The 19,072-nt window shown below is 61.2% G+C and carries 13 protein-coding genes and 2 pseudogenes; 6 read left to right on the top strand and 9 right to left on the bottom strand.

The window, feature by feature from the left end; all coding sequences use genetic code 11:
* The coding region (locus QZ266_RS05470) for a TRAP transporter large permease subunit (RefSeq protein WP_295692368.1) at positions 1–348 on the top strand (348 nt) is incomplete at its 5' end.
* Between the two features lie 621 nt (positions 349–969).
* On the opposite strand, the gene kduD is transcribed toward QZ266_RS05470, so the two are convergent.
* The 4 genes from kduD to QZ266_RS05450 form a co-directional block, all read right to left on the bottom strand.
* Positions 970–1,725 carry a 2-dehydro-3-deoxy-D-gluconate 5-dehydrogenase KduD gene (gene kduD, locus QZ266_RS05465; protein WP_295692366.1) on the bottom strand — a complete coding sequence of 252 codons (756 nt, stop codon included), beginning with the start codon at positions 1,723–1,725 and terminating at the stop codon, positions 970–972.
* 38 nt (positions 1,726–1,763) lie between these two features.
* Positions 1,764–2,405, bottom strand: a complete 642-nt coding sequence (locus QZ266_RS05460; RefSeq protein ID WP_295692363.1) for an RpiB/LacA/LacB family sugar-phosphate isomerase — start codon at positions 2,403–2,405, stop codon at positions 1,764–1,766.
* A 14-nt stretch (positions 2,406–2,419) separates the two neighbouring features.
* On the bottom strand, positions 2,420–3,844 hold the full coding sequence (gene uxaC, locus QZ266_RS05455; protein ID WP_366524009.1) for a glucuronate isomerase: 1,425 nt from the start codon (positions 3,842–3,844) through the stop codon (positions 2,420–2,422).
* Between the two features lie 118 nt (positions 3,845–3,962).
* Positions 3,963–5,039: a LacI family DNA-binding transcriptional regulator gene (locus QZ266_RS05450; protein ID WP_295692358.1), complete on the bottom strand. Its 1,077-nt coding sequence runs from the start codon at positions 5,037–5,039 to the stop codon at positions 3,963–3,965.
* A 160-nt stretch (positions 5,040–5,199) separates the two neighbouring features.
* On the opposite strand from QZ266_RS05450, the gene QZ266_RS05445 reads away from it, so the two are divergent.
* From QZ266_RS05445 to QZ266_RS05435, 3 genes are read left to right on the top strand one after another with little or no spacing between them, the layout of a single operon-like run.
* Positions 5,200–6,711 (top strand): UxaA family hydrolase, encoded by a 1,512-nt coding sequence (locus QZ266_RS05445; RefSeq protein ID WP_295692356.1) that lies wholly within the window; start codon positions 5,200–5,202, stop codon positions 6,709–6,711.
* Positions 6,712–6,720: 9 nt separating this feature from the next.
* Positions 6,721–7,782 (top strand): sugar kinase, encoded by a 1,062-nt coding sequence (locus QZ266_RS05440; protein WP_295692354.1) that lies wholly within the window; start codon positions 6,721–6,723, stop codon positions 7,780–7,782.
* Positions 7,779–9,338 carry a carboxylesterase family protein gene (locus QZ266_RS05435; RefSeq protein WP_295692351.1) on the top strand — a complete coding sequence of 520 codons (1,560 nt, stop codon included), beginning with the start codon at positions 7,779–7,781 and terminating at the stop codon, positions 9,336–9,338. The genes QZ266_RS05440 and QZ266_RS05435 overlap by 4 nt, the downstream gene beginning before the upstream one ends.
* 2 nt (positions 9,339–9,340) lie before the next feature.
* Here the strand turns inward: QZ266_RS05435 and QZ266_RS05430 are convergent, their stop codons facing one another.
* The 3 genes from QZ266_RS05430 to QZ266_RS05420 form a co-directional block, all read right to left on the bottom strand.
* Complete coding sequence (locus tag QZ266_RS05430) at positions 9,341–10,306, bottom strand: alpha/beta hydrolase (protein WP_295692348.1); 966 nt, start codon at positions 10,304–10,306, stop codon at positions 9,341–9,343.
* 4 nt (positions 10,307–10,310) lie between these two features.
* Complete coding sequence (locus QZ266_RS05425; protein ID WP_295692345.1) at positions 10,311–11,939, bottom strand: family 43 glycosylhydrolase; 1,629 nt, start codon at positions 11,937–11,939, stop codon at positions 10,311–10,313.
* 105 nt (positions 11,940–12,044) lie between these two features.
* Positions 12,045–14,804 carry a TonB-dependent receptor gene (locus QZ266_RS05420; RefSeq protein WP_295692342.1) on the bottom strand — a complete coding sequence of 920 codons (2,760 nt, stop codon included), beginning with the start codon at positions 14,802–14,804 and terminating at the stop codon, positions 12,045–12,047.
* A gap of 73 nt (positions 14,805–14,877) precedes the next feature.
* On the opposite strand from QZ266_RS05420, the gene QZ266_RS05415 reads away from it, so the two are divergent.
* Both QZ266_RS05415 and QZ266_RS05410 read left to right on the top strand, forming a co-directional pair.
* Positions 14,878–15,060, top strand: coding sequence for a hypothetical protein (locus QZ266_RS05415; RefSeq protein WP_295692339.1), 183 nt, complete (start codon positions 14,878–14,880; stop codon positions 15,058–15,060).
* A gap of 87 nt (positions 15,061–15,147) precedes the next feature.
* Entirely contained in the window at positions 15,148–16,557 is a 1,410-nt protein-coding gene (locus QZ266_RS05410) for a mannitol dehydrogenase family protein (RefSeq protein WP_295692336.1), read from the top strand.
* Between the two features lie 348 nt (positions 16,558–16,905).
* Here QZ266_RS05410 and QZ266_RS05405 read toward each other — a convergent pair.
* Together QZ266_RS05405 and QZ266_RS05400 are read right to left on the bottom strand one after the other, a co-directional pair.
* Positions 16,906–17,498: pseudogene (locus tag QZ266_RS05405) on the bottom strand (transposase); the annotation flags it as partial.
* A gap of 1,146 nt (positions 17,499–18,644) precedes the next feature.
* Positions 18,645–19,072, bottom strand: a pseudogene (locus QZ266_RS05400) (hypothetical protein); the annotation flags it as partial.

Raw genomic sequence — 19,072 nt, 5'->3', positions numbered from 1 at the left:
AATCCGATCCTGATCCTGTTGATCATCAATTTGATCCTGCTGGTACTCGGTACCTTCATGGACATGTCGCCCCTGATCGTGATCACCACGCCGATCTTCCTGCCCATCGTGGTCGGACTGGGCATGGATCCGGTGCAATTCGGCGTGGTCATGATGCTCAATCTCGGCATCGGCCTGGTCACCCCACCGGTTGGCTCGGTCTTGTTCGTCGGTGCCGCCATCGGCAAGGTGAAGGTAGAGGAAACCGTCAAGACGATCTGGCCCTTTTATGGCGCCCTTTTCGTCGCCTTGATGGTGGTGACCTATGTGCCAGCCGTGACCATGGGGCTGGTCAACCTGATGCGCTAGGACAAGCGCCAGCATCTCCGCGCGCTTTCACGCCGAAGGGTGGGAGGGAACGGGATGTCGGCGGACACCGGGGTGTCCTGTTGGTGGTCTGCGGTGTCCGTGATGTCCTCGACATCCCGTTCGCGGAGTTTTCCCGGGCTGTCTCCACCCCGTTTCCAATGCGTCAGGTAGATGGGGTCGGTCGTTTAGTGCCCCGCGACCTGGTCGCACGCCCTGCCGGAGCTTCGGATTGTCACATCCGTCGCGCGGACAGGCTCCGCACGTTCCCGGGCACAAGTGACTGAGCTCGTGCCTCCCGTCCCGAAAACCAAAGCCATTATCGCTTGGCCGCAAGGGGCGGGGATAAGTTTTGTGATTTTTCCGGGTGCGCGGCGCGTTCCTCTCCTTTGGGAGAGGGTCGGGGTGAGGGGTAAATTTTCGTAATAACAGGCACTTCTGCCCTCGCCCGGCCTCCGGCCACGGTCTCCCCAGGGAGAAGGAAAGTGACGCGCGACGGGGATAAGATCGACACATTGGCGAGGTGAAACCTCGCGGTCACGCCATCTAGGACGATGACTCGATGGCAAAAAAAGACCGACCCCGAAGGGTCGGCCGGAGGGAAGGTTCTTTGTCTCCCTGGGGTCAGCGTGCGAGCCAGCCACCATCGACGGCCAGAACGGTGCCGTGGACATAGTCGGCAGCGGACGACGACAGAAACACTGCCGCCCCACCGATATCCGATGGGTCGCCCCAGCGCCCGGCCGGAATGCGGCCAAGTATCTGCTCATTTCGGTCAGGGTCAGCCTGAAGTGCCGCAGTATTGTTCGTGGCGAAATAGCCGGGCGCGATGGCATTCACATTGATGCCCTTGGCCGCCCACTCATTCGCGAGAAGCTTGGTCAGGCCGGCAATGGCACTCTTCGAGGATGTGTAGGACGCGACCCGTATGCCGCCCTGGAAGGACAGCATCGAGGCGATATTGATGATCTTGCCACTGCCCTGGGCGACCATGCGCTTCGCCGCCGCCTGGGACAGGAAGAATGCCGACTTGATATTGACGTCCATGACGCTGTCCCAGTCATCCTGGGTGAAGTCGAGCGCGTCATTGCGTTTGATGATGCCGGCATTGTTGACGAGGATGTCGATCCGGCCTGCCAGCTCGACCGTCGAGGCAATGACGCCTTCAACACAGGACGGGTCGGAGAAATCAGCTTTGATCTCATGGAATTTTCGGCCTGCGGACTCGACGGCCTCGCCCGTTTCCGCGGCACTGGATCGACCGGCGACGACAATGTCTGCCCCCGCCTGGGCCAAGGCGATGGCCATCGCCTGGCCGAGCCCGGTATTGCCACCGGTGACCAGCGCGACCTTGCCGTCGAGGTTGAATGAGTGGTGCATGGTTTTATCCGTTTCGAGCTCGATAACCGGGACGTCGCCTAGGATGCCAGCAGTTCGCGAATATAGGCGGCGATGGCGTCATCCTGGCAGTTCGCGAAGAAATATTCCTGGAAATGCTCGCCAGCGATGGCAGCCTTCAACAGATCCTGATCAACGGTCTTCAGCACGGTCAGCATGTCGTGGCAGGAGGCGGCTTTCAGCTCTGCCACGATACCGCGATTCTTGGCCATCACCGCTGCGCGCTCCTTGGGGTAGCCCGCACCGCGCTCATTCTCGAAAAGCTTGCGGAAACAGTCCTGCAGATTGAGCTCTGCGGCCCATCCAAAGCCCTTTGCATAAGGCATCGAGATGGCATTGCCGTCATTGATCTGACCGAAGAGGAAGGCATCGGTCGGGTCCACGACCAGGCCACAGAACACGCCAGGCATCGCGTTGCAGGCGAGGTTGGACCCCACGCCGGTTCCGCACCCGGTCACAACGAAATCAGCGGCCTTGGAGTTGATCAGAAGGCCCGCCAGCAGGCCATTCATCGGATAGGTGAGCGAGGCTTTGTCCTCGGGCGTATACATGCCGTAATGGTGCACCTGATGTCCGAGTGGCTCGGCTACCGAGGACAGGGCGTCATGGACGATACCGCTCTTCGCGGCCTGGCTGTTTTCGATGATGAGCGCGATCTTCATGGGGAATTCCTGTCTCAGCTGGAGGCTTCTAGTTTGTAGGCGCGTTTCGCCAGGTGGTAGGCGAGATCGCGAGCGGTCTCATGGGCCTCATCCAGGGCGAGCCGATGCTCGGCCACGAGGCGCGCCAGAAAGGCGCAATCCACCCGCCGGGCCACATCGTGCCGTGCCGGAATGGAGAGGAAGGCCCGGGTATCATCATTGAAACCGACCGTGTTGTAGAAGCCAGCGGTTTCGGTGGTCTGCTCGCGGAAGCGCATCATCCCTTCCGGGCTGTCATGGAACCACCAGGCCGGACCCAGTTTCATCGCGGGATAATGCCCCGCCAGCGGCGCCAGCTCGCGTGCATACGCCGTCTCGTCGAGCGTGAAAGCGATGAGCCCGAAATCCGGTTCATTGCCGAAACGGTTGAGCAAGGGGCGCAATGCCTCGACATATTCCGTACCGACCGGAATATCGGCCCCCTTGTCGCGGCCGTGCGAATTGAACAACGGGCCATTGTGATTGCGGAATGAGCCGGGATGCAGCTGCATGACCAGGCCGTCTTCCAGGCTCATGGCCGCCATCTCGGTCAACATCTGGGCCCGGAATAACTCGGCATCGCCCTCGCGGCCCTGACGGCTGACCAGGCGGTCGAACAAGGCCCTTGCCTCGCCCGGGTCGAGATCCGCGGTGCGAGCGGTCGGGTGACCGTGATCGGTCGAAGTCGCGCCCGCAGCCATGAAGTCCACGCGACGTTGGCGGTGGGCCGCCAAATACCCGTCCCAGCGAAACACGTCCTCACCGGTAACGTCACCGAATGCCTCGAGCGAGGCAAAGAAGTCCTCATGATCGGCATCGATCACGCAATCCGGGCGATAGGCGGTAACTACCTTGCCACCCCAGTTCGATCCCGCGATGGCGTGGTGATGTTCAAGTGTATCGACCGGCGATTCCGTCGTCGCGAGCACTTCGATATTGAAGCGATCGAACAAGGCGCGCGGACGGAAGTCCGGCGTCTTGAGTGCGGCATCGATAGCGTCGTAGACCGCGTCAGCCGTCGAAGCATCCAGGCGATCCTGGATACCAAAGACCTCGATCAGCACATGTCCCAACCAGAGTGAGGATGGCGTGCCGCGGAAAAGGTGAAAATTCTCCGCGAACAGGCGCCAGGCTGCGCGCGGGTCCGTGGCCGGGACGCCGTCGCGATCCGGTATCGCCAGATCCGCCAGCCGAATGCCCTGGCTGTAGAGCATGCGGAACACATAGTGGTCCGGCGCCAGCAGGAGCGCCGTCGGGCTCTCGAAGGCCTCATCGCCGGAGAACCATCGCGGATCGGTGTGACCGTGCGGCGAGATAATCGGCAGGTCACGCACAGATGCGTATAATTCGCGGGCAATACCACGCACGCCAGTGTCCGCAGGAAACAGACGATCCTCGTGAAAAAATGAAGGAGTAGACATTGTTGCAAGCAATCTGGTGCGCGATTTGAAAACCGAAGGTAACCGGTGTCATTGTGAACTGCAAGCTGTGTCTGAACGACTTGATCAGTCAATTCGGACAGGCTTGGTCGGGACTGGATTAGATCGGTGGCGACGTCGTATCGCGGATAACCAGACTGGGCAGAGCCCTCGGGTCATCGCGCTCGATTTCCACCGCGGACTGGGGATTGACCAGTTTGGTCGACGCCCGCCGCCCGATTTCCCGCGTCGGCGTATGGACCGTCGTCAGGCGCGGCCAGAGGCGTTCGGCGAGCTGGAAATTGTCGAACCCGACAACGGAGAGCGCATCGGGCACCCTGATATCCAGCGTCCGCGCCGCCTGCAGGACGCCGGCCGCCATCTCGTCATTTGCCGCAAAAATTGCCGTAGGGCGCTTCGGACGCTGCAGCAGGTCAATAGCGCATTCAAAGCCGGATTCGAACGTATAGGCGCCTGACGCGACCAGGTCCTCGTCAAGGGACAAGCCGGCCTGCGTCAGCGCTTCCTCCAGGCCACGCCGCCGCTCGTGGGAAGATCTGAAGCTCTCCCGGCCGGAGATGAACCCGATCCGCGTATGCCCGAGCTCTGCGAGGTGCCGGCCGGCTGCCGCGCCGCCAAGATGGTCATGGGACACGATCATGTGCTCGGGTTCGTCCAGTGAGACCGATGCGATCCGAATGAACTCACAACCAATCTGGCGGAGAATGGGTGGAACCCGCTCATCCTCGGACACTGACGGTGTCAGGATGACGCCATAGAGCTTTTGTCGCTCCACGAAATTGCGAACATCGACAAGGAAGGTTTCGCTGGCGCGGTCGCATGGGTGCACAACCAGCTCGAACCCGGTGCCGCGCATCCCGTCCAGCAGGCCTTGCTGCATATTGACGACATATTGAGGGTTGGGGTTGTCGTAGATCATGCCGATCAGGAAGGATCGCCGGAACGCCAGGCCACGCGCCTGCGGATCTGGCGCATACCCGATTTCATGCATCACCCGCAGGATGTCTTCGCGGGTGTTTTCCTTCACCGCCGGAGATTTGTTGATGACCCGCGAAACGGTCTTCTTGGAAACTCCGGTCAGGCGGGCGACATCATTGATTGTCGGGCGGCGGTCCTTGAACTCGTCGCGCAGGCTTTTGGCTGGCTCCGCGTCGTCAGGCGTCTGGCCATCATTCATCCGGAAAATCCCCCGCGGCGACATGCCACCGAAATGTCCACTACAGGACATCTCCTTGCTTGTCATGCGTTTCCAACGCGCAACGACCCGTGATGAAGTTTTCCCTTTCCGGACAAAATGACACCGGTTACCATCAAGGCAGGCAAGGGTGAGAGAGCACATGAGTGTCGCTGAAAAAACTGCCACCAAACAAGGGCTGGTCGTCCACCCTTCGGATACCGTCGGCGTCGCGACATCGATGCTGGGCAAAGGTGAGCGCCCGGCTGTCGGTCTACCCCGTCTCGTCGATTCCATACCGGCTGGACACAAATTTGCGCTGAGCGACATTTCGGCAGGTCAGCCCGTCATCAAATACGGCGCAGTTATCGGACGCGCCCGGTACGACATCCCTGCCGGTGCCCACGTCCACAGCCACAATCTGGAGACCATGCTCGGCGGCGAGCAGACCTATTCCTGGTCAGCACACCACCCGGATCAGACGGGCACGACAGCGTCGCCCTCCGACTCTTTCATGGGGTATCGCAGATTTGATGGCCGTGTCGGAATCCGCAATGAAATCTGGGTGATCGCGATGGTTGGTTGCGTCAATCGCACGGCCGAACGGATCGCGCGCATGGCGGCCAATCAGGTGCGCGGCCAGGTCGACGGTGTTCATGCCATCACCCATCCGTTCGGCTGCTCCCAACTGGGCGATGACCTGGACGCGACCCGCGCCATCCTGGCGGGCCTTGCCCAGAACCCGAATGCGGGCGGGGTGTTGCTGGTCGGGCTGGGTTGCGAATCGAACCAGTTCCGCGACTTGCTGGATTCAATGCCGGATGCAGACCCCTTGCGGGTCAGGGCCTTCGCCTGCCAGGACATCGAGGATGAACTGGATGCCGGGATATCCGCCGTCGTCGAGATCGCTCACCACATGGCCACAACGGACCAGCGCGAAGCCTGCCCGGTGTCGGACCTTGTCATCGGCCTGAAATGCGGTGGCTCGGATGCCTTCTCCGGCCTCACCGCCAATCCGGTTCTGGGCCGTGTCACCGACCGGCTGGACGGCGCTGGCGGCAGTACGATCCTGACTGAAGTGCCCGAAATGTTCGGCGCAGAGCACATCCTGATGGACCGCGCGGCCTCGCGGGAAGTGCACACCGAAATTGGCGCCATGATGAACCGTTTCAAACGGTATTTCATCGGGCATGGCGAGCCGGTTCATGCCAATCCGTCCCCCGGCAATATCGAGGGCGGCATCACCACGCTTGAGGAAAAGTCACTGGGCGGCGTTCAAAAAGCCGGGGGAGCGCCGGTCGTCGATGTCCTCGCCTATGGCGAAAGATTGCGCAGCACCGGGCTCAGCCTGCTGGAAGCGCCCGGCAATGACGCTGTTTCAACCACCGCCATGGCGGCGGCAGGTGCAACGATAATCCTGTTCACGACAGGTCGGGGAACGCCCCTGGGGACCATGGTGCCCACCGTGAAGCTTTCAACGCGGTCTGACCTCGCGGCCAACAAGCCAAACTGGATCGATTTTGACGCAGGCCCCGTCCTCGACGGCGAAGCTATCGATGATGCGGCGGACCGCCTGTGGCGGACCATTCTTGATGTCGCCGGCGGCAAGCGCGCCCGCAATGAGCTCTATGACGAGCGGCAGATCGCCCTGTGGAAGGGCGGCGTGACCCTCTGAGGCCAGGACATGACCTACCCTTTCCTCCCCATCAAGCCTGCCGGATCGGTCCGCTGGGATGTCGCCGCGCTTGGTGAAGTCATGCTGCGCTTCGACCCCGGGGAGGGTCGGATCCGCAATTCCCGCCAGTTTCAGGTCTGGGAGGGCGGCGGCGAATACAATCTGGCCCGCGCTGCCCGGAAATGTTTTGACCTGTCCTCCACGGTCATCACCGCCCTGCCGCGCAATGATATCGGCTGGCTTGTCGAAGACTGCATCAGCCAAGGCGGCGTCGACGGCTCGCATATCCTTTGGCGCGACTTCGACGGCATTGGCCAGGAAAACCGCGTCGGCCTCAATTTCGTCGAGCGAGGCTTCGGCCTTCGCCCCGCACTGGGTGTGTCTGACCGCGGCCACAGCGCCGCCTCGACGCTCAAGCCCGGGGACGTGGACTGGGACCGCCTGTTCGGCGAGGAAGGCGTGCGCTGGTTCCACACCGGCGGGATATTCGCCGCCTTGAGCGACAGCACGGCCGAGCTGACCGTGGAAGCCGTCACGGCGGCGCGCAAGCACGGCGCTGTCGTGTCCTACGACCTGAATTACCGAAGCTCACTGTGGGCATCGCGCGGAGGCTCGGACGCGGCGCGTGCGCTCAATCGGAAGATTGCGCCGTATGTGGATGTTCTTCTCGGCGCGGAAGGCCTTGGCGAGGCGCCCTCCGGGGGAAGCCCGCACGCCGCCATCGAGAGTGCCGTCTCCGACTTCCCCAATCTGCGCGTGGTCGCCACGACCAGCCGGACAGCCCATACAGCAAACACGAATGACTGGTCTGCCCTCATTCATGCTGATGGAAAATTCCACCTGTCGCGCCCCAGACCCGGGCTTGCGATATTCGATCGCGTGGGCGGCGGTGACGCCTTCGCGTCCGGGGTGTGCTGGGCCCTTTTGTCCGGCAAAGATCCGGCTGACGCGGTCGAGTATGGGGCGGCGCATGGCGCGCTCGCCATGACGACGCCTGGCGACGCCTCCATGGCGCGTCTGACCGAGATCGAACAAGCAATCCACAGCAGCAATGCCAGCGTGACACGATGACCCCTTCCCTTAGCCGACGTACGCTTCTTCTCGCCGCCGGCAGTGCCGGAGGCTTGGGCGCGACCGGAGCCGGATGCGCTCAGCGCGGCGACCCCGTTGTCACAACATCGAACGGACCGGTGCGCGGCACTGTCGAGGACAATATTCACCGCTTTCTCGGCGTCCGCTACGGCGCTGATACGGCGCCGAGGCGTTTCCGCCCGCCGGTTCGACCAGCGAGGTGGACCGAGACGCGCGACGCCATGGCATACGGCGCCGCCTCACCCCAACGCGGTACTGAAGAAAACCAGTCCGAAGACTGTCTCTTCCTCAATGTCTGGACTCCCGGACTAGAGAGTGACGCAGCGCGCCCGGTCATGGTCTATTTCCATGGCGGTGCCTATGCGGCCGGGTCCGGCTCCTCGCCGCTCTATGACGGTACGCGACTGTGCCAGCGCGGCGATGTCGTGGTTGTCACCGTCAATCATCGCCTCAACGCCTTTGGCTATCTCTACCTTCAGCGCGTGTTGGGGCCAGACTTCGCGGCGTCGGGCAATGCCGGTCAGCTTGATCTGGTGCTCGCGCTGGAGTGGGTGCGCGACAATGCAGCCCGGTTTGGCGGTGACCCGAGCCGCGTCATGGTGTTCGGACAATCCGGCGGCGGTGCCAAGATCGCCAGCCTGATGGCAACACCCGTCGCCGATGGTCTGTTCCACAGCGCCGCCACCATGAGCGGCCAGCAAGTGACCGCGTCCGGGCCGGGCAATGCAACGGCGCGCGCACGGGCCTATCTCGCCGCGCTCGGACTGGATGATTCAAGTGCGTCGCGGGTGCTCGACATGCCGATGCAGCAACTGGTCGACGCGCTCGGCACCGACGATCCTGTCCTGCCCTATGGCCGGGTCTATTTCGGGCCGGTGAAGGATGATGTCGTCCTGCCGCGCCACCCTTTCTATCCCGATGTCGCACCGCAATCGCGCCACATCCCGATGATCATCGGCAATACCCATGACGAGACCCGCGCCTTCTTGCGTGGTCCCCAGTACGAAAATCTCGACTGGGACGATCTGCCGGAGCTCCTGATCCCGAACATGCGGGTCGATATCCGGCCGGAAACAGTGATTGCCCGCTATCGAGCGCTCTATCCGGAACGCTCGGCAGAAGACGTCTTCTATGCCGCGACGACCGCTGCGAGATCCTGGCGCGGCGCCATCATCGAGGCCGAGGAACGCGCCAAGGCCGACACTCCGACCTGGGTATACCAGCTCGATTTCGGCAACCCGTATGCGCCGCACACCTTTGATATTCCACTTGTCTTCGACAACACGGCCGTCGAGGGCGCCCTGCCCGGCAATGGCGAAACCGCCCGCAACATGGCGGCATTGATGAGTGAGGCCCTGATCGCCCTCGCGCGCAATGGAACGCCGAACCATACCGCACTGCCCGACTGGCAGCGCTATGCATTGCCCGGCCGCGAAACAATGATTTTCGACTGGCCGCCGCGGATGGAAAACGACCCACGGGGTGCCGAAAGAGAGCTCTTCGCCAGTGTGCCCTACGTCCAGCCTGGCACCTGACGTCACTCGCCCAGAAAGCCACCGCGGTTCATCCAGGCCAAAACCAGATCCGGCCAAGCCTCAACCGGCAGGCCCTCGGCGAAACGAATGCCGAAACCATGTCCGCCCTCGGCGAAAACATGCATCTCCGCCGCGACCCCGACCGCTTGGAACGCGCTGAAAACGTCCAGCGAATTGGCGACCGGCACAGAGGCATCATCCGCTGCGTGAAAGAGAAAGAGTGGCGGGGCATCGCCGCGGGCAGCCAGCGCAATATCGTGAATGGCCCGAACGTCCGGATCCGGATCCGGACCGATCAACCGATCGCGGGAGCCTTCGTGAACAGCGGGGCCTGACATTCGTGATACCGGATAGGCCAGGACGGAGAAGTCAGGGCGGGCGCTGAGGCCGTCGATCGGGTCAGCCCCCTCATGGGTCTCAACATCGAAACGCGTTGTCAGCGACCCGGCCAGATGCCCCCCGGCCGAAAAGCCGATCACGCCGACACGCTGCGGGTCGATCTCATGATCGAGCGCATCGCTGCGGATCAAGCGCATCGCCCGCTGGGCATCCTGCAGTGGCACATCGGTGCCCCCGTCATGACCTTCGTCGGGCAGACGATAGAGCAGGACATAGACGGTCACACCGGCCGCAGTGAAACGCTCGGCGCTCTCTATCCCCTCCTTGTCGATCACGACCCGCTGATAGCCACCGCCGGGGAGCAGCAAGAGTGCTGTGCCATTGGGTTGTTGTGGTCGGAAGACAAGCAGGCGCGGACGCGTGATACCAACCACCATCCGGTCCCGGATCAATTCTGGCGTCGCGCTGCGCTCGGTGATCACTTCGTCAAGCGTGTCGGCAACAGGCCCGGTACCGGGCGGGACCGCCTCCCCCCAAATCGGGATCACCTGATCCGGCTCGCGATGCTGGGCCAGGGACGGGCCAGACAGGCACATCATCAGGCCCATGACCACGATCAGCCCCCGCACCGCGTCAGCCCCCGAGATCGCACATGCCGGTATAGGCCAGATTTCGGAAACGGGCCTCACCGGATCGCGACGCGTAGATCGCCGGTCGCAGGCTGAGAAAATCATACGCGGTATTGTGATGATAGCCGGAGACTTCCATCTGGACGTCGAACTTCTGCCAGCGCTGAGCGTCGAGGCTGAAATGTCCGGTCACGAGGTGACGATTGTTTTCCAAGCGCATCCACAGCCGGTTCGTGCCGGCCGGGATGTCGCCGCTGCGACTGCGCTCCTCGCCGTAGCGGTGCAGGATCATGCCACGCGAATCGAACCCCATGCCGGCATAGAGCCGGTCATTGTAGAAAAAGATCAGGCCGGCCTGCGTGCCGGGATCGCGCTCGATCTCGATTTCGACCTGGTAGCGCAAGTCACCGGTGACAAAGCACAACGGGCTGCAATCGGCCGGCTGCTCGCCCCGTGCGGCCAGGTGGAGCGTGTTCCGGGAGATGCGGACGCGGTCATACTCGCCGTCCTGCGGTCGGAAGAAGCCCCAATGCGGGCGCAACCGGTCACCCTCGAACCGGTCTGAAAAAGTCAGACCATGGGTCACGGGTCGGCCACCACTCGGAATCGGGAAGGGCTGGGAAAGATCGCCGCCGAGCGCCTCAAACCAGCCCGTCTCGGTCCAGCGCACGGGTTCCAGCAGGCATTGCCGGCCCAGGGTCCAGAAACCGTTCTCATAGCCATGATAGATCAGATACCAATCATCCGGCGTCGGCCCTTCGATAAGCGTCGCATGGCCGCGCGACCACCAGACCTCTTCCCGGCTCTCCGTCCTGACTTGCGGGTTGTTAGGGGCATGGTCCCACGGCCCATGTATCGAGCGCGAACGCGCCGCAATGACCATATGGCCGGTTGGCGGACCGGCCGTACCGCCCACCGCTGTGAGCATGTAGAACCAGTCTCCACGCCGAAGCATTTTCGGCCCTTCAGGGCAGAAGCACTCGACGTCCCAGTCATCGGGATACATCCAGGGGTCATAGACGTGGGTCACCTCGCCATCGGTGGCGAGCCCGTCGTCGGTCAGGCGGACCCGGTCGCCATTCGACAGGAAAAGATATCGCTTTCCATCCTCCCCGACGATGTGGCCGGGGTCGATATGATCGGGCAGCCCAAGGTCGACAGGCTCGCTCCAAGGCCCCTCGGGGCTGTCAGCGTGGATGACATAGATCGACCTGTAATCCGGTTGCCGGGCGGGGATGTAGATGTAGTAACGGCCATCATGCTTGATGAGGTCCGGCGCCCAGACCGATCCGATCGGCGTCGTCAGGGCGGGCTGGAGCGGCCGCCAGTTTACCAGGTCGTGCGACATCCAGATCAGCAGCCCCGGATAGGCGTCGAAGCTGGAACAGGTGAGGTAATAGGTATCGCCATCCTTGATGATGGACAGGTCTGGCCGGTCGCCGCTGAGGATCGGGTTCATGAATTGCCCGTCGCCGCGATCGGCAATGCGTTGCCCGTCAAAACCGCGCCCCCACGGACCGCAAGCCTGTGCAGATGCCGGCTCGAGATCATCGCCGCGGCCTTCGCACCCGGTCAGCGCGATACCCGCCGCAGCCAGGCCGAAGCCCAGCCCCTCACGTCGCGATAGTTTCATTCCCGCTCTCCCCTGGCAGACCCCCACAGACCCTGGTTGGTGGCGAGCAAAGGCCCGGCGCGGATACCCCGCGCCGGGCCTCGTGCAATCCGTCGATCAGATCGATCAGAAGGTGGCGCGAATTCCGAACAGGAATTCGGTACCCGTGTGGTGATAGACGTTCGGCAGATTGCCGGCGTCGAAGATCTGTTGCTCGAACTCATCGGTCAGATTGATCGCCTCGAAGGTCAGATCGATCATGTCATTGACCATGTAGGACGACGCGAAATCGAGGTTGAAGCTGGAGTCGACACCGCGTTCGTCACGGCCCGTGCTCGAGCTTGCCCGACGCGTGACATAGGCGTCACGATAGGCTGAAGAGATCCGAGCCGAGAGCCGCTCATTCTCGTAGTAGAGCGTCGCGTTATAGGCATTCGGCGAGAAGCCGATGATCTCGTCACTGTCGACATAGGTGTAGTTGCCCTGGAAGCCGAAATTGTGGAACGGCTCTGGCAGGAAGGTGAAGGGCTGCTGGTAAGCCACTTCGAAGCCCTGCACGGAAGCGCTTCCACCGTTCGAGACCTGGCTGATCTCGACCAGCGGGTCACCGCCAGCCTGGATCAGATTGAACAGCGGGCTCGATGCCGGCGGAAGGTTGGCCGGCAGACCGGACTGGCTGAACGCAACCTCAACCGACTGGGAGGAAGTGAAGAAGCTGGACACATCCTTGTAGAAGAGGCTGACAGCGAAGAGGGCTTCATTGTCGAAATACCATTCGAACGACGCGTCATAGGTGGTCGCCCGATAGGGATCGAGGCCCGGGTTTCCGGCATTGTAGCGGAATGGAGGTCCGTTGAAGCTGTCCAGCGAGCCACCTGGCGTAAGATTGCCCAGTGAGGGACGCGCCATCACCTTGGCAACACCAAAGCGGATCAGGAAGTCCTCGGACATCTCGAACGTCAGGTTGAGAGACGGCAGTGTGTCTTCATAGCTGCGCTCGACCGTGACTTCCGTCCCACTGACCAGGCCCGTCGCAGTCGTTGTCGTTTCGACATAGCGGACACCGACATCACCACGAACCGGGATATCGCCCAGTTGCGTATTGAAGTCAGCCTGGAAGAACGCCCCGAGATCTTCTTCGCTCACGGCCCGCTGATTGCCGGACCGAACTGTTCCGGGAATGTTGTAGATGCCGGCAGCCGCTGCAGCGGCCTGGATATTTGGTACAATCCAGGCGGTGTCGTTGCCGGTAGGCATGCCGAGATCATTGCCGAAGCCGGTCAGCGTCGTGAACAGGCCGGCCGTAATGGGCAGACCGGTTGCACCGGCCGGGCAGGAAACACCCGGGAGAGCACAGACGATTGAACCATTGGTGCTTTCGCGGCGCGCTTCACGACTTTCAAAGTCATACTGTTTGAAATTCAGCCCACCGGACAATGTCCAGGTTTCATTCGCATCAAACTCGAGGCTGGCCGCGAAGGTGTCGAAGCTATTGCTTACCGACTGCGGGCGATCCCTGATTTCGGTGAAGGCAAACTGGCTCGGATCGGTCACGTCGAGCGACCCGAAATCAATGGCAGGTGTATTGATGTTGTTGCGGAAATCGTAGGAATAGCCCGTCACATCGCCGACAGCATCAAACAGGATGGTGGTCTGGATTGGATTGTCGAAATCAGAGGTCACCGTGCCGGCAAGGAAGTTGCCGCGCAGGCGATCAGAGAAATCATGATCCACATTCAGGGTGAACTGCGTGAATTCCGTCGACAATTCGTCATAGCGGCCTTCCGAGCGGATCGGATGGGTGCCATTTGCGTTGGCGCTGATGTCAAACGTACCCGAGTCCATGATGTTCAGGCCGCTGTTGAGGGTCACGGAATTGACATCGATCTGACCCTCCTGGCTGCGGAAGAACACTTCCAGGAAGTTTTCCGTCCGGGTGGCATCGAAGCTGGAATACAATGCATCCAGCGAAACGGTCGTGCGTTCGCTCGGACGGAATTGCAGACCACCCGTGATCCCCAGGCGCTCCTGCTCATTGGTCAGGCGACCATAGCGCGGGATACGGGGGTGATAGACCCGGGAGTTGGTGTCGATACTGGCACAATCCGGACCGGCCGGGCAGGCGACGCCGTTCACGGACCGGAAATTCCCATCCTGCCAGCGGACGGTCGAGAAACCTTCCTCGATAATCGTGCGGTCCGAGAAGGCGACTGACAGGTTTGCGCCAAACGTCTCGTCCGGATTGACCCAGGACATAAGGCCAGCCAGACGGGGGCTGGCTTCCTCGGACAGGCTATTATAGCCAATCTGGCCGGAGAAGGCCGCGGTCAGACCCTCGCCATAATCGAACGGCCGGGCGGTGCGCAGATCAACAGTTGCACCCAGCGAGCCCTCATCCATGGACGCAGACGTCGTCTTGGTGACGCGGATCTGGTTGAAGAGGTCCGACGCGAATGTATTGAAGTCGAAACCACGACCACGGTTTGACCCGCCCGAGGCATCAGAACCACCAGTCGTGGACAGCGCTTCCATGCCGTTGATGCGGACACGGGTAAAATCGGCACCAAGACCACGAACCGTGATCTGGCGCCCCTCACCCGCCACACGATTGATCGAGATGCCCGGGATGCGCTGAATCGACTCGGCGAGGTTCAGGTCGGGGAATGCGGCGATATCCTCAGCCACAATCGCATCGACAACCCCGTTTGAATCGCGCTTCACATCGAGCGCCTGCGCCAAACTGCTCCGGAAGCCCTGCACGACAATCACGTCGCTCTCTTGGGCCTGAGCGGCCGAGCCCAGCGTGGCTCCCAGCACGAGGCTGGCAGTGGCGCAGCCGGCCAGAAGGCGCAGCTTGCCTGTTGGCATATTTGAACGTCTCATCATTTCCTCCCCGCAGCGGCCGGTTTCCGGTCCGCGTGTGATATCTCGACCCCGAAGCAGTGCCAGGCGACTCGCTATGACACCGGTAGCATTTTTGTCTCGACCAATCCAGTTTCAAACGACGCTGAAACTGAACGCGGCCGGACCAGTTTGGATCGAGGCCATGCTGCACAACAATGACACCGGTGGCAATTTGTTTTTCAAACTTTCCTTGCTGCGCCGCAACAATGCATATCGCCTGCAAGTTCACATCTGCTGACATGCAAGCTGCCACGCCGGGTCCGGACCCATTGCGAGGCGGGGGATATCGGCTATTCTAAACTTAGGTAACCGGTGTCATAAATCGATGAAACTCAACCATTCCACACTCGACCGCCTACCGGCTGATGCGCGTCGCCCCGACTATATTCCGTCGCAACAGGCTTGCGGCATCGTTCATCTGGGAGTTGGCGCCTTCCATCGTGCCCATCAGGCAGTTTACACCGATGCGGCGATGAATGCGGGAGAGCGCAACTGGCGCATTATGGGCGTTTCCCTGCGCAGCCGCTCTGTCCGCGATCAGCTCAGTCCCCAGGACGGGCTGTACACGGTCAGTACGAAAAGTGAGGCACCCCCGGAAATCCGCGTGATTGGCGCTATCGCCGACGTCCTGGTCGCGCCGGAAAACCCCGCGGCCGTCATCGAGGCCCTCGCCTCAACCGCAACGCGGATTGTCACGCTGACAGTGACCGAGAAAGGATACCACCAATCCGCTGGCGGAGGGCTCGACATGAGCGCTCCGGCTATCGCGGCCGACCTCGCCCGATCGGGGCCCACCACGATTTTTGGCTTTCTTGCCGCCGGTCTGCACAGGCGACGGCAAGGATCCGCTGGCGGCCTCACCCTGCTGAGCTGCGACAACATGGCGGACAATGGCAAGAGCCTCGCCCGGTCGCTCGACGACTTTCTGGAACAGTATGACCCGACACTCGCAGACTGGACGCGGCACAATTGCAGCTTCCCATCATCCATGGTCGACAGGATCGTGCCGGCCACCACGGATGCCGACCGCAGGACACTCAGCGAGACTTTCGGCCTGGAGGATGCAGGTGCCGTCTTCACCGAACCCTTCAGCCAATGGGTTATCGAGGACGATTTCGTCGGGCCCCGGCCAGGATGGGAGCAGCATGGCGCCGAGCTGGTCAGCGATGTCGCGCCCTATGAGACCGCCAAATTGCGAATGCTCAATGGCACCCATTCCGCGCTCGCCTATCTCGGCCTGGCGAAAGGCCTGAACCTCGTTTCCGAGGCGATTGCGGACCCCCAACTGGGCCCTCTGGCCCAACGTCTGATGCGCGAAGAGGCGGCATCCAGCTTCAGCCCGGCGCCCGGCCAGAACCTGTCGCACTATGCGGACGAGCTGGCGGCACGTTTCTCAAATCCGGCCCTTCCCCATCGCCTGGCCCAGATCGCGATGGACGGATCCCAGAAGATTCCGCAACGCTGGCTCAGCACCTTGTCAGTCCACCAGGAAGCCGGGCGTGAAACGCCCGCTATCCTGCAGGCACTGGCCAGCTGGGTCCTGTATGTGCGCGGCAGGTCAGGTGCTGTGGATGACCCGATGCGGGATCAGCTGGCTCGCGCCTGGCAAAGCGCCGGTCACGCGGGCATCGCAGGCGCCCTGTTCGGCGCAAACGGACTCTTCCGCGAACACTGGATCGCCAGCGAGGCAATGCTGGAACAGCTGGACAAGCATATCCGCACGCAACTGACCTGACCCGGAACCGATACCCACGCCGGCGGACTTCAGGCCGATTGGCCAAAGCGCCCCACCTCCCAAGCTCAACAGCCCCACTCCGCGAAGACGGACCGCACCAGATCAACCCCGCGAGATTTGGGTGGCACAAATGTGTCCAATGATTTCAGGAAAGTATGTGGCGATGGGCGGAGTTTGGTGGGAGCCGGTCTCGAAGAGCCAGTGCTCGCGCTACCCGTCTTGAGGGTCCGCTCTAGTCTCGAAGGGGTGGTGTCAGACAAAACCTGACTGGTCTCGAAGGACGCCCTTAGACCGTAACTCAGGGCGCGAGTTGGCGCCATTCGGCTAGGGCCTGGTTGGCCCATCCGGAACCGGCAACGGCTCGCGCGTGCCCGTGGCCCGCTTGCGGCCGCGTCTACGCTTCACCGCCAAGCCTTCTTCCTTGTAAAGCCGTCGCAGCTTCTTCTGGTTCATCGTGATACCCTCCCGCGCCAGCATCAGACCGATCCGCCGGTAGCCGAAGCGGCGGCGCACCGCCGCGATCTCACGCATACGAGCCCGGATATGCGGATTGTCAGGCACGGCTTCACGCCGCACTGTCTTCGGGTCGACGCTGACCAGACAGCAGGCTCGGCGCTGGGAGATCTCGTAGGTCTCGATCACTTGTCGCGCCGCGTCCCGCTTCATCCGGGGCGTCGTCAGGGCTTTCCCAAAAGGTCTTTCAGGATCGAGTTGTCCAGCAGGCTGTCGGCCGACAGCTTCTTGAGCCGCGTGTTCTCGGTCTCGAGCACCTTCAGCCGCCGGGCATCCGACACATCCATCCCGCCGAACTTGGCCTTCCACCTGTAAAACGTCGCCGAGCTGACACCGTGACGCCGGCACACCTCCGCCGTCGCCATGCCGCGCTCCTGTTCCGCCAGGATAGCAATGATCTGTTCCTCGGAAAATTTGCTATTGCGCATCGTCTGTCTCCCATACGACAGACTCTCAATTCAAATGCGGGACCAAATGGGGCTCAGGTCAGTGCCTATTGGCTGGATTTGGACGGATTGCATCGATCTGAACATAATGCTTCTCTCAGATCTCAATCAGACACCGCAAGAGCTGCTTCATGCAACGTTCTGTCGCCTATAGTTCGGTTCCAAAAACAACAATTGCGCTTTCAGCAGCGATTATTGTTGCCGGCTGCATCCCACCTTCATTCTACGTGCAGGCATCCAATGACCCCAGCGGATGCGAGCTCGAATTCGGGACCGGGCAACTTTCCGATCTCGCGATATGCCTGAATGAGAGAGTGGTGGAACCCGGCAACCGAACCATAGTCGAGCAAGCCCGTGAATTGCGGAACCAGGCGCGAGAGGTGTCGCCGATTGGTAGGCGCATACCTGAACGAGCCGCACAGTTTGCTATCGGCGGCTGCGAAACGCCTCTGTGGGCTCGTCTAACTATAACTCTGCAACAGCTCTATTCGGTGCACGACGCATCCAACGCACCTCGGATTGAGCACAATTCTCTCTTGCTCGATTTACTTGATGGCCATGCGGACAAATTGGAGCTTCTCAGACGACACATTGAGTTTCTGGACGAAGCGGACGCAAGCGGCCCCAGGACTTGGCAAAGATTGGTTGAAGTGGACGTTGCGATGAATGCCACGCTGCCTCACGCAGACAATTTCAGAACAACACACGACCGAATTAGTTCAATTTTGTGGTGTGAAACCGTCAAGGCTAACGCTGAGTACGTTCGTAGCAGTGACTTCCTATCGAATCTGCCAGATGACCCAACCAGGTTGTATGGGATATGGTACACGTCGCAACACGCGGACCACGACCTCGATCTCCAACGTTTAGCGCTAGAAGCACTCCAGCCATTCGCCGAATCCGGCGATCGTCCGAGCATGTACTTTGCATACCTTTACGATCGCGTCGCTATAGGGGAAGGCCGCAGCCAACGATACGGCACCCAATCGTGCTTTCAGGCGGACGGAAGCTTCGACTTATGTCCCCTCGAGGACGGCTTGGAACTGGCCGAACGGAGGATACGGTCCGGCCTAAGCCCAACACCTAGACGGAGGTAAAACACGTCAAGACCGACCGTCGGCTGGAAGGTCACCTACTCACATCAGTTAGATATTGCGCCAAGCTAGGTAGCTGATCGCGATAAGATGCCGTTGGCGCTGGATTGCCGAGAACAAACTCGCCAAAAGCCGCCAAGAGATTATTGGTCGCCCCGTACTTATCCAACCACAGAAAGCGGCCAGCCTCATTGATTTCCAAGAAGATGTGGCACCCATCTTCACGGACCAAAAAATCAACGGAGCCCGTTGTCATTCCTAATACGCCCATGAGGTCACGCACTTTATCGGCTAACGCACTCTCCAAGGTTGTTTCTTCTATCTGAATGGATGCGCTGGAAAAATTGATATCGCGACGAGCATCAAGCGACGCGATATTCTTAATGGAATACGGGTAGACGGTGCCGTCACAAACGAAAACCCGTAGCTCGTGCGACCGGAGCACTCTTTCTTGCAAAATCC

Origin of the sequence: uncultured Maricaulis sp., assembly GCF_905480005.1 — a bacterium.
Classification (GTDB): Bacteria; Pseudomonadota; Alphaproteobacteria; order Caulobacterales; family Maricaulaceae; genus Maricaulis.
This window is presented reverse-complemented; position numbering and strand designations above follow the sequence as displayed.

Coding starts and splice junctions, on each gene's coding strand:
- QZ266_RS05425 (WP_295692345.1), bottom strand. CDS start 11,939: ATGAAACTATCGCGACGTGAGGGGCTGGGCTTCGGCCTGGCTGCGGCG.
- kduD (WP_295692366.1), bottom strand. CDS start 1,725: ATGCACCACTCATTCAACCTCGACGGCAAGGTCGCGCTGGTCACCGGT.
- QZ266_RS05440 (WP_295692354.1), top strand. CDS start 6,721: ATGACCTACCCTTTCCTCCCCATCAAGCCTGCCGGATCGGTCCGCTGG.
- QZ266_RS05415 (WP_295692339.1), top strand. CDS start 14,878: ATGACACCGGTAGCATTTTTGTCTCGACCAATCCAGTTTCAAACGACG.
- QZ266_RS05445 (WP_295692356.1), top strand. CDS start 5,200: ATGAGTGTCGCTGAAAAAACTGCCACCAAACAAGGGCTGGTCGTCCAC.
- QZ266_RS05410 (WP_295692336.1), top strand. CDS start 15,148: ATGAAACTCAACCATTCCACACTCGACCGCCTACCGGCTGATGCGCGT.
- QZ266_RS05460 (WP_295692363.1), bottom strand. CDS start 2,405: ATGAAGATCGCGCTCATCATCGAAAACAGCCAGGCCGCGAAGAGCGGT.
- QZ266_RS05435 (WP_295692351.1), top strand. CDS start 7,779: ATGACCCCTTCCCTTAGCCGACGTACGCTTCTTCTCGCCGCCGGCAGT.
- QZ266_RS05450 (WP_295692358.1), bottom strand. CDS start 5,039: ATGAATGATGGCCAGACGCCTGACGACGCGGAGCCAGCCAAAAGCCTG.
- QZ266_RS05420 (WP_295692342.1), bottom strand. CDS start 14,804: ATGATGAGACGTTCAAATATGCCAACAGGCAAGCTGCGCCTTCTGGCC.
- uxaC (WP_366524009.1), bottom strand. CDS start 3,844: ATGTCTACTCCTTCATTTTTTCACGAGGATCGTCTGTTTCCTGCGGAC.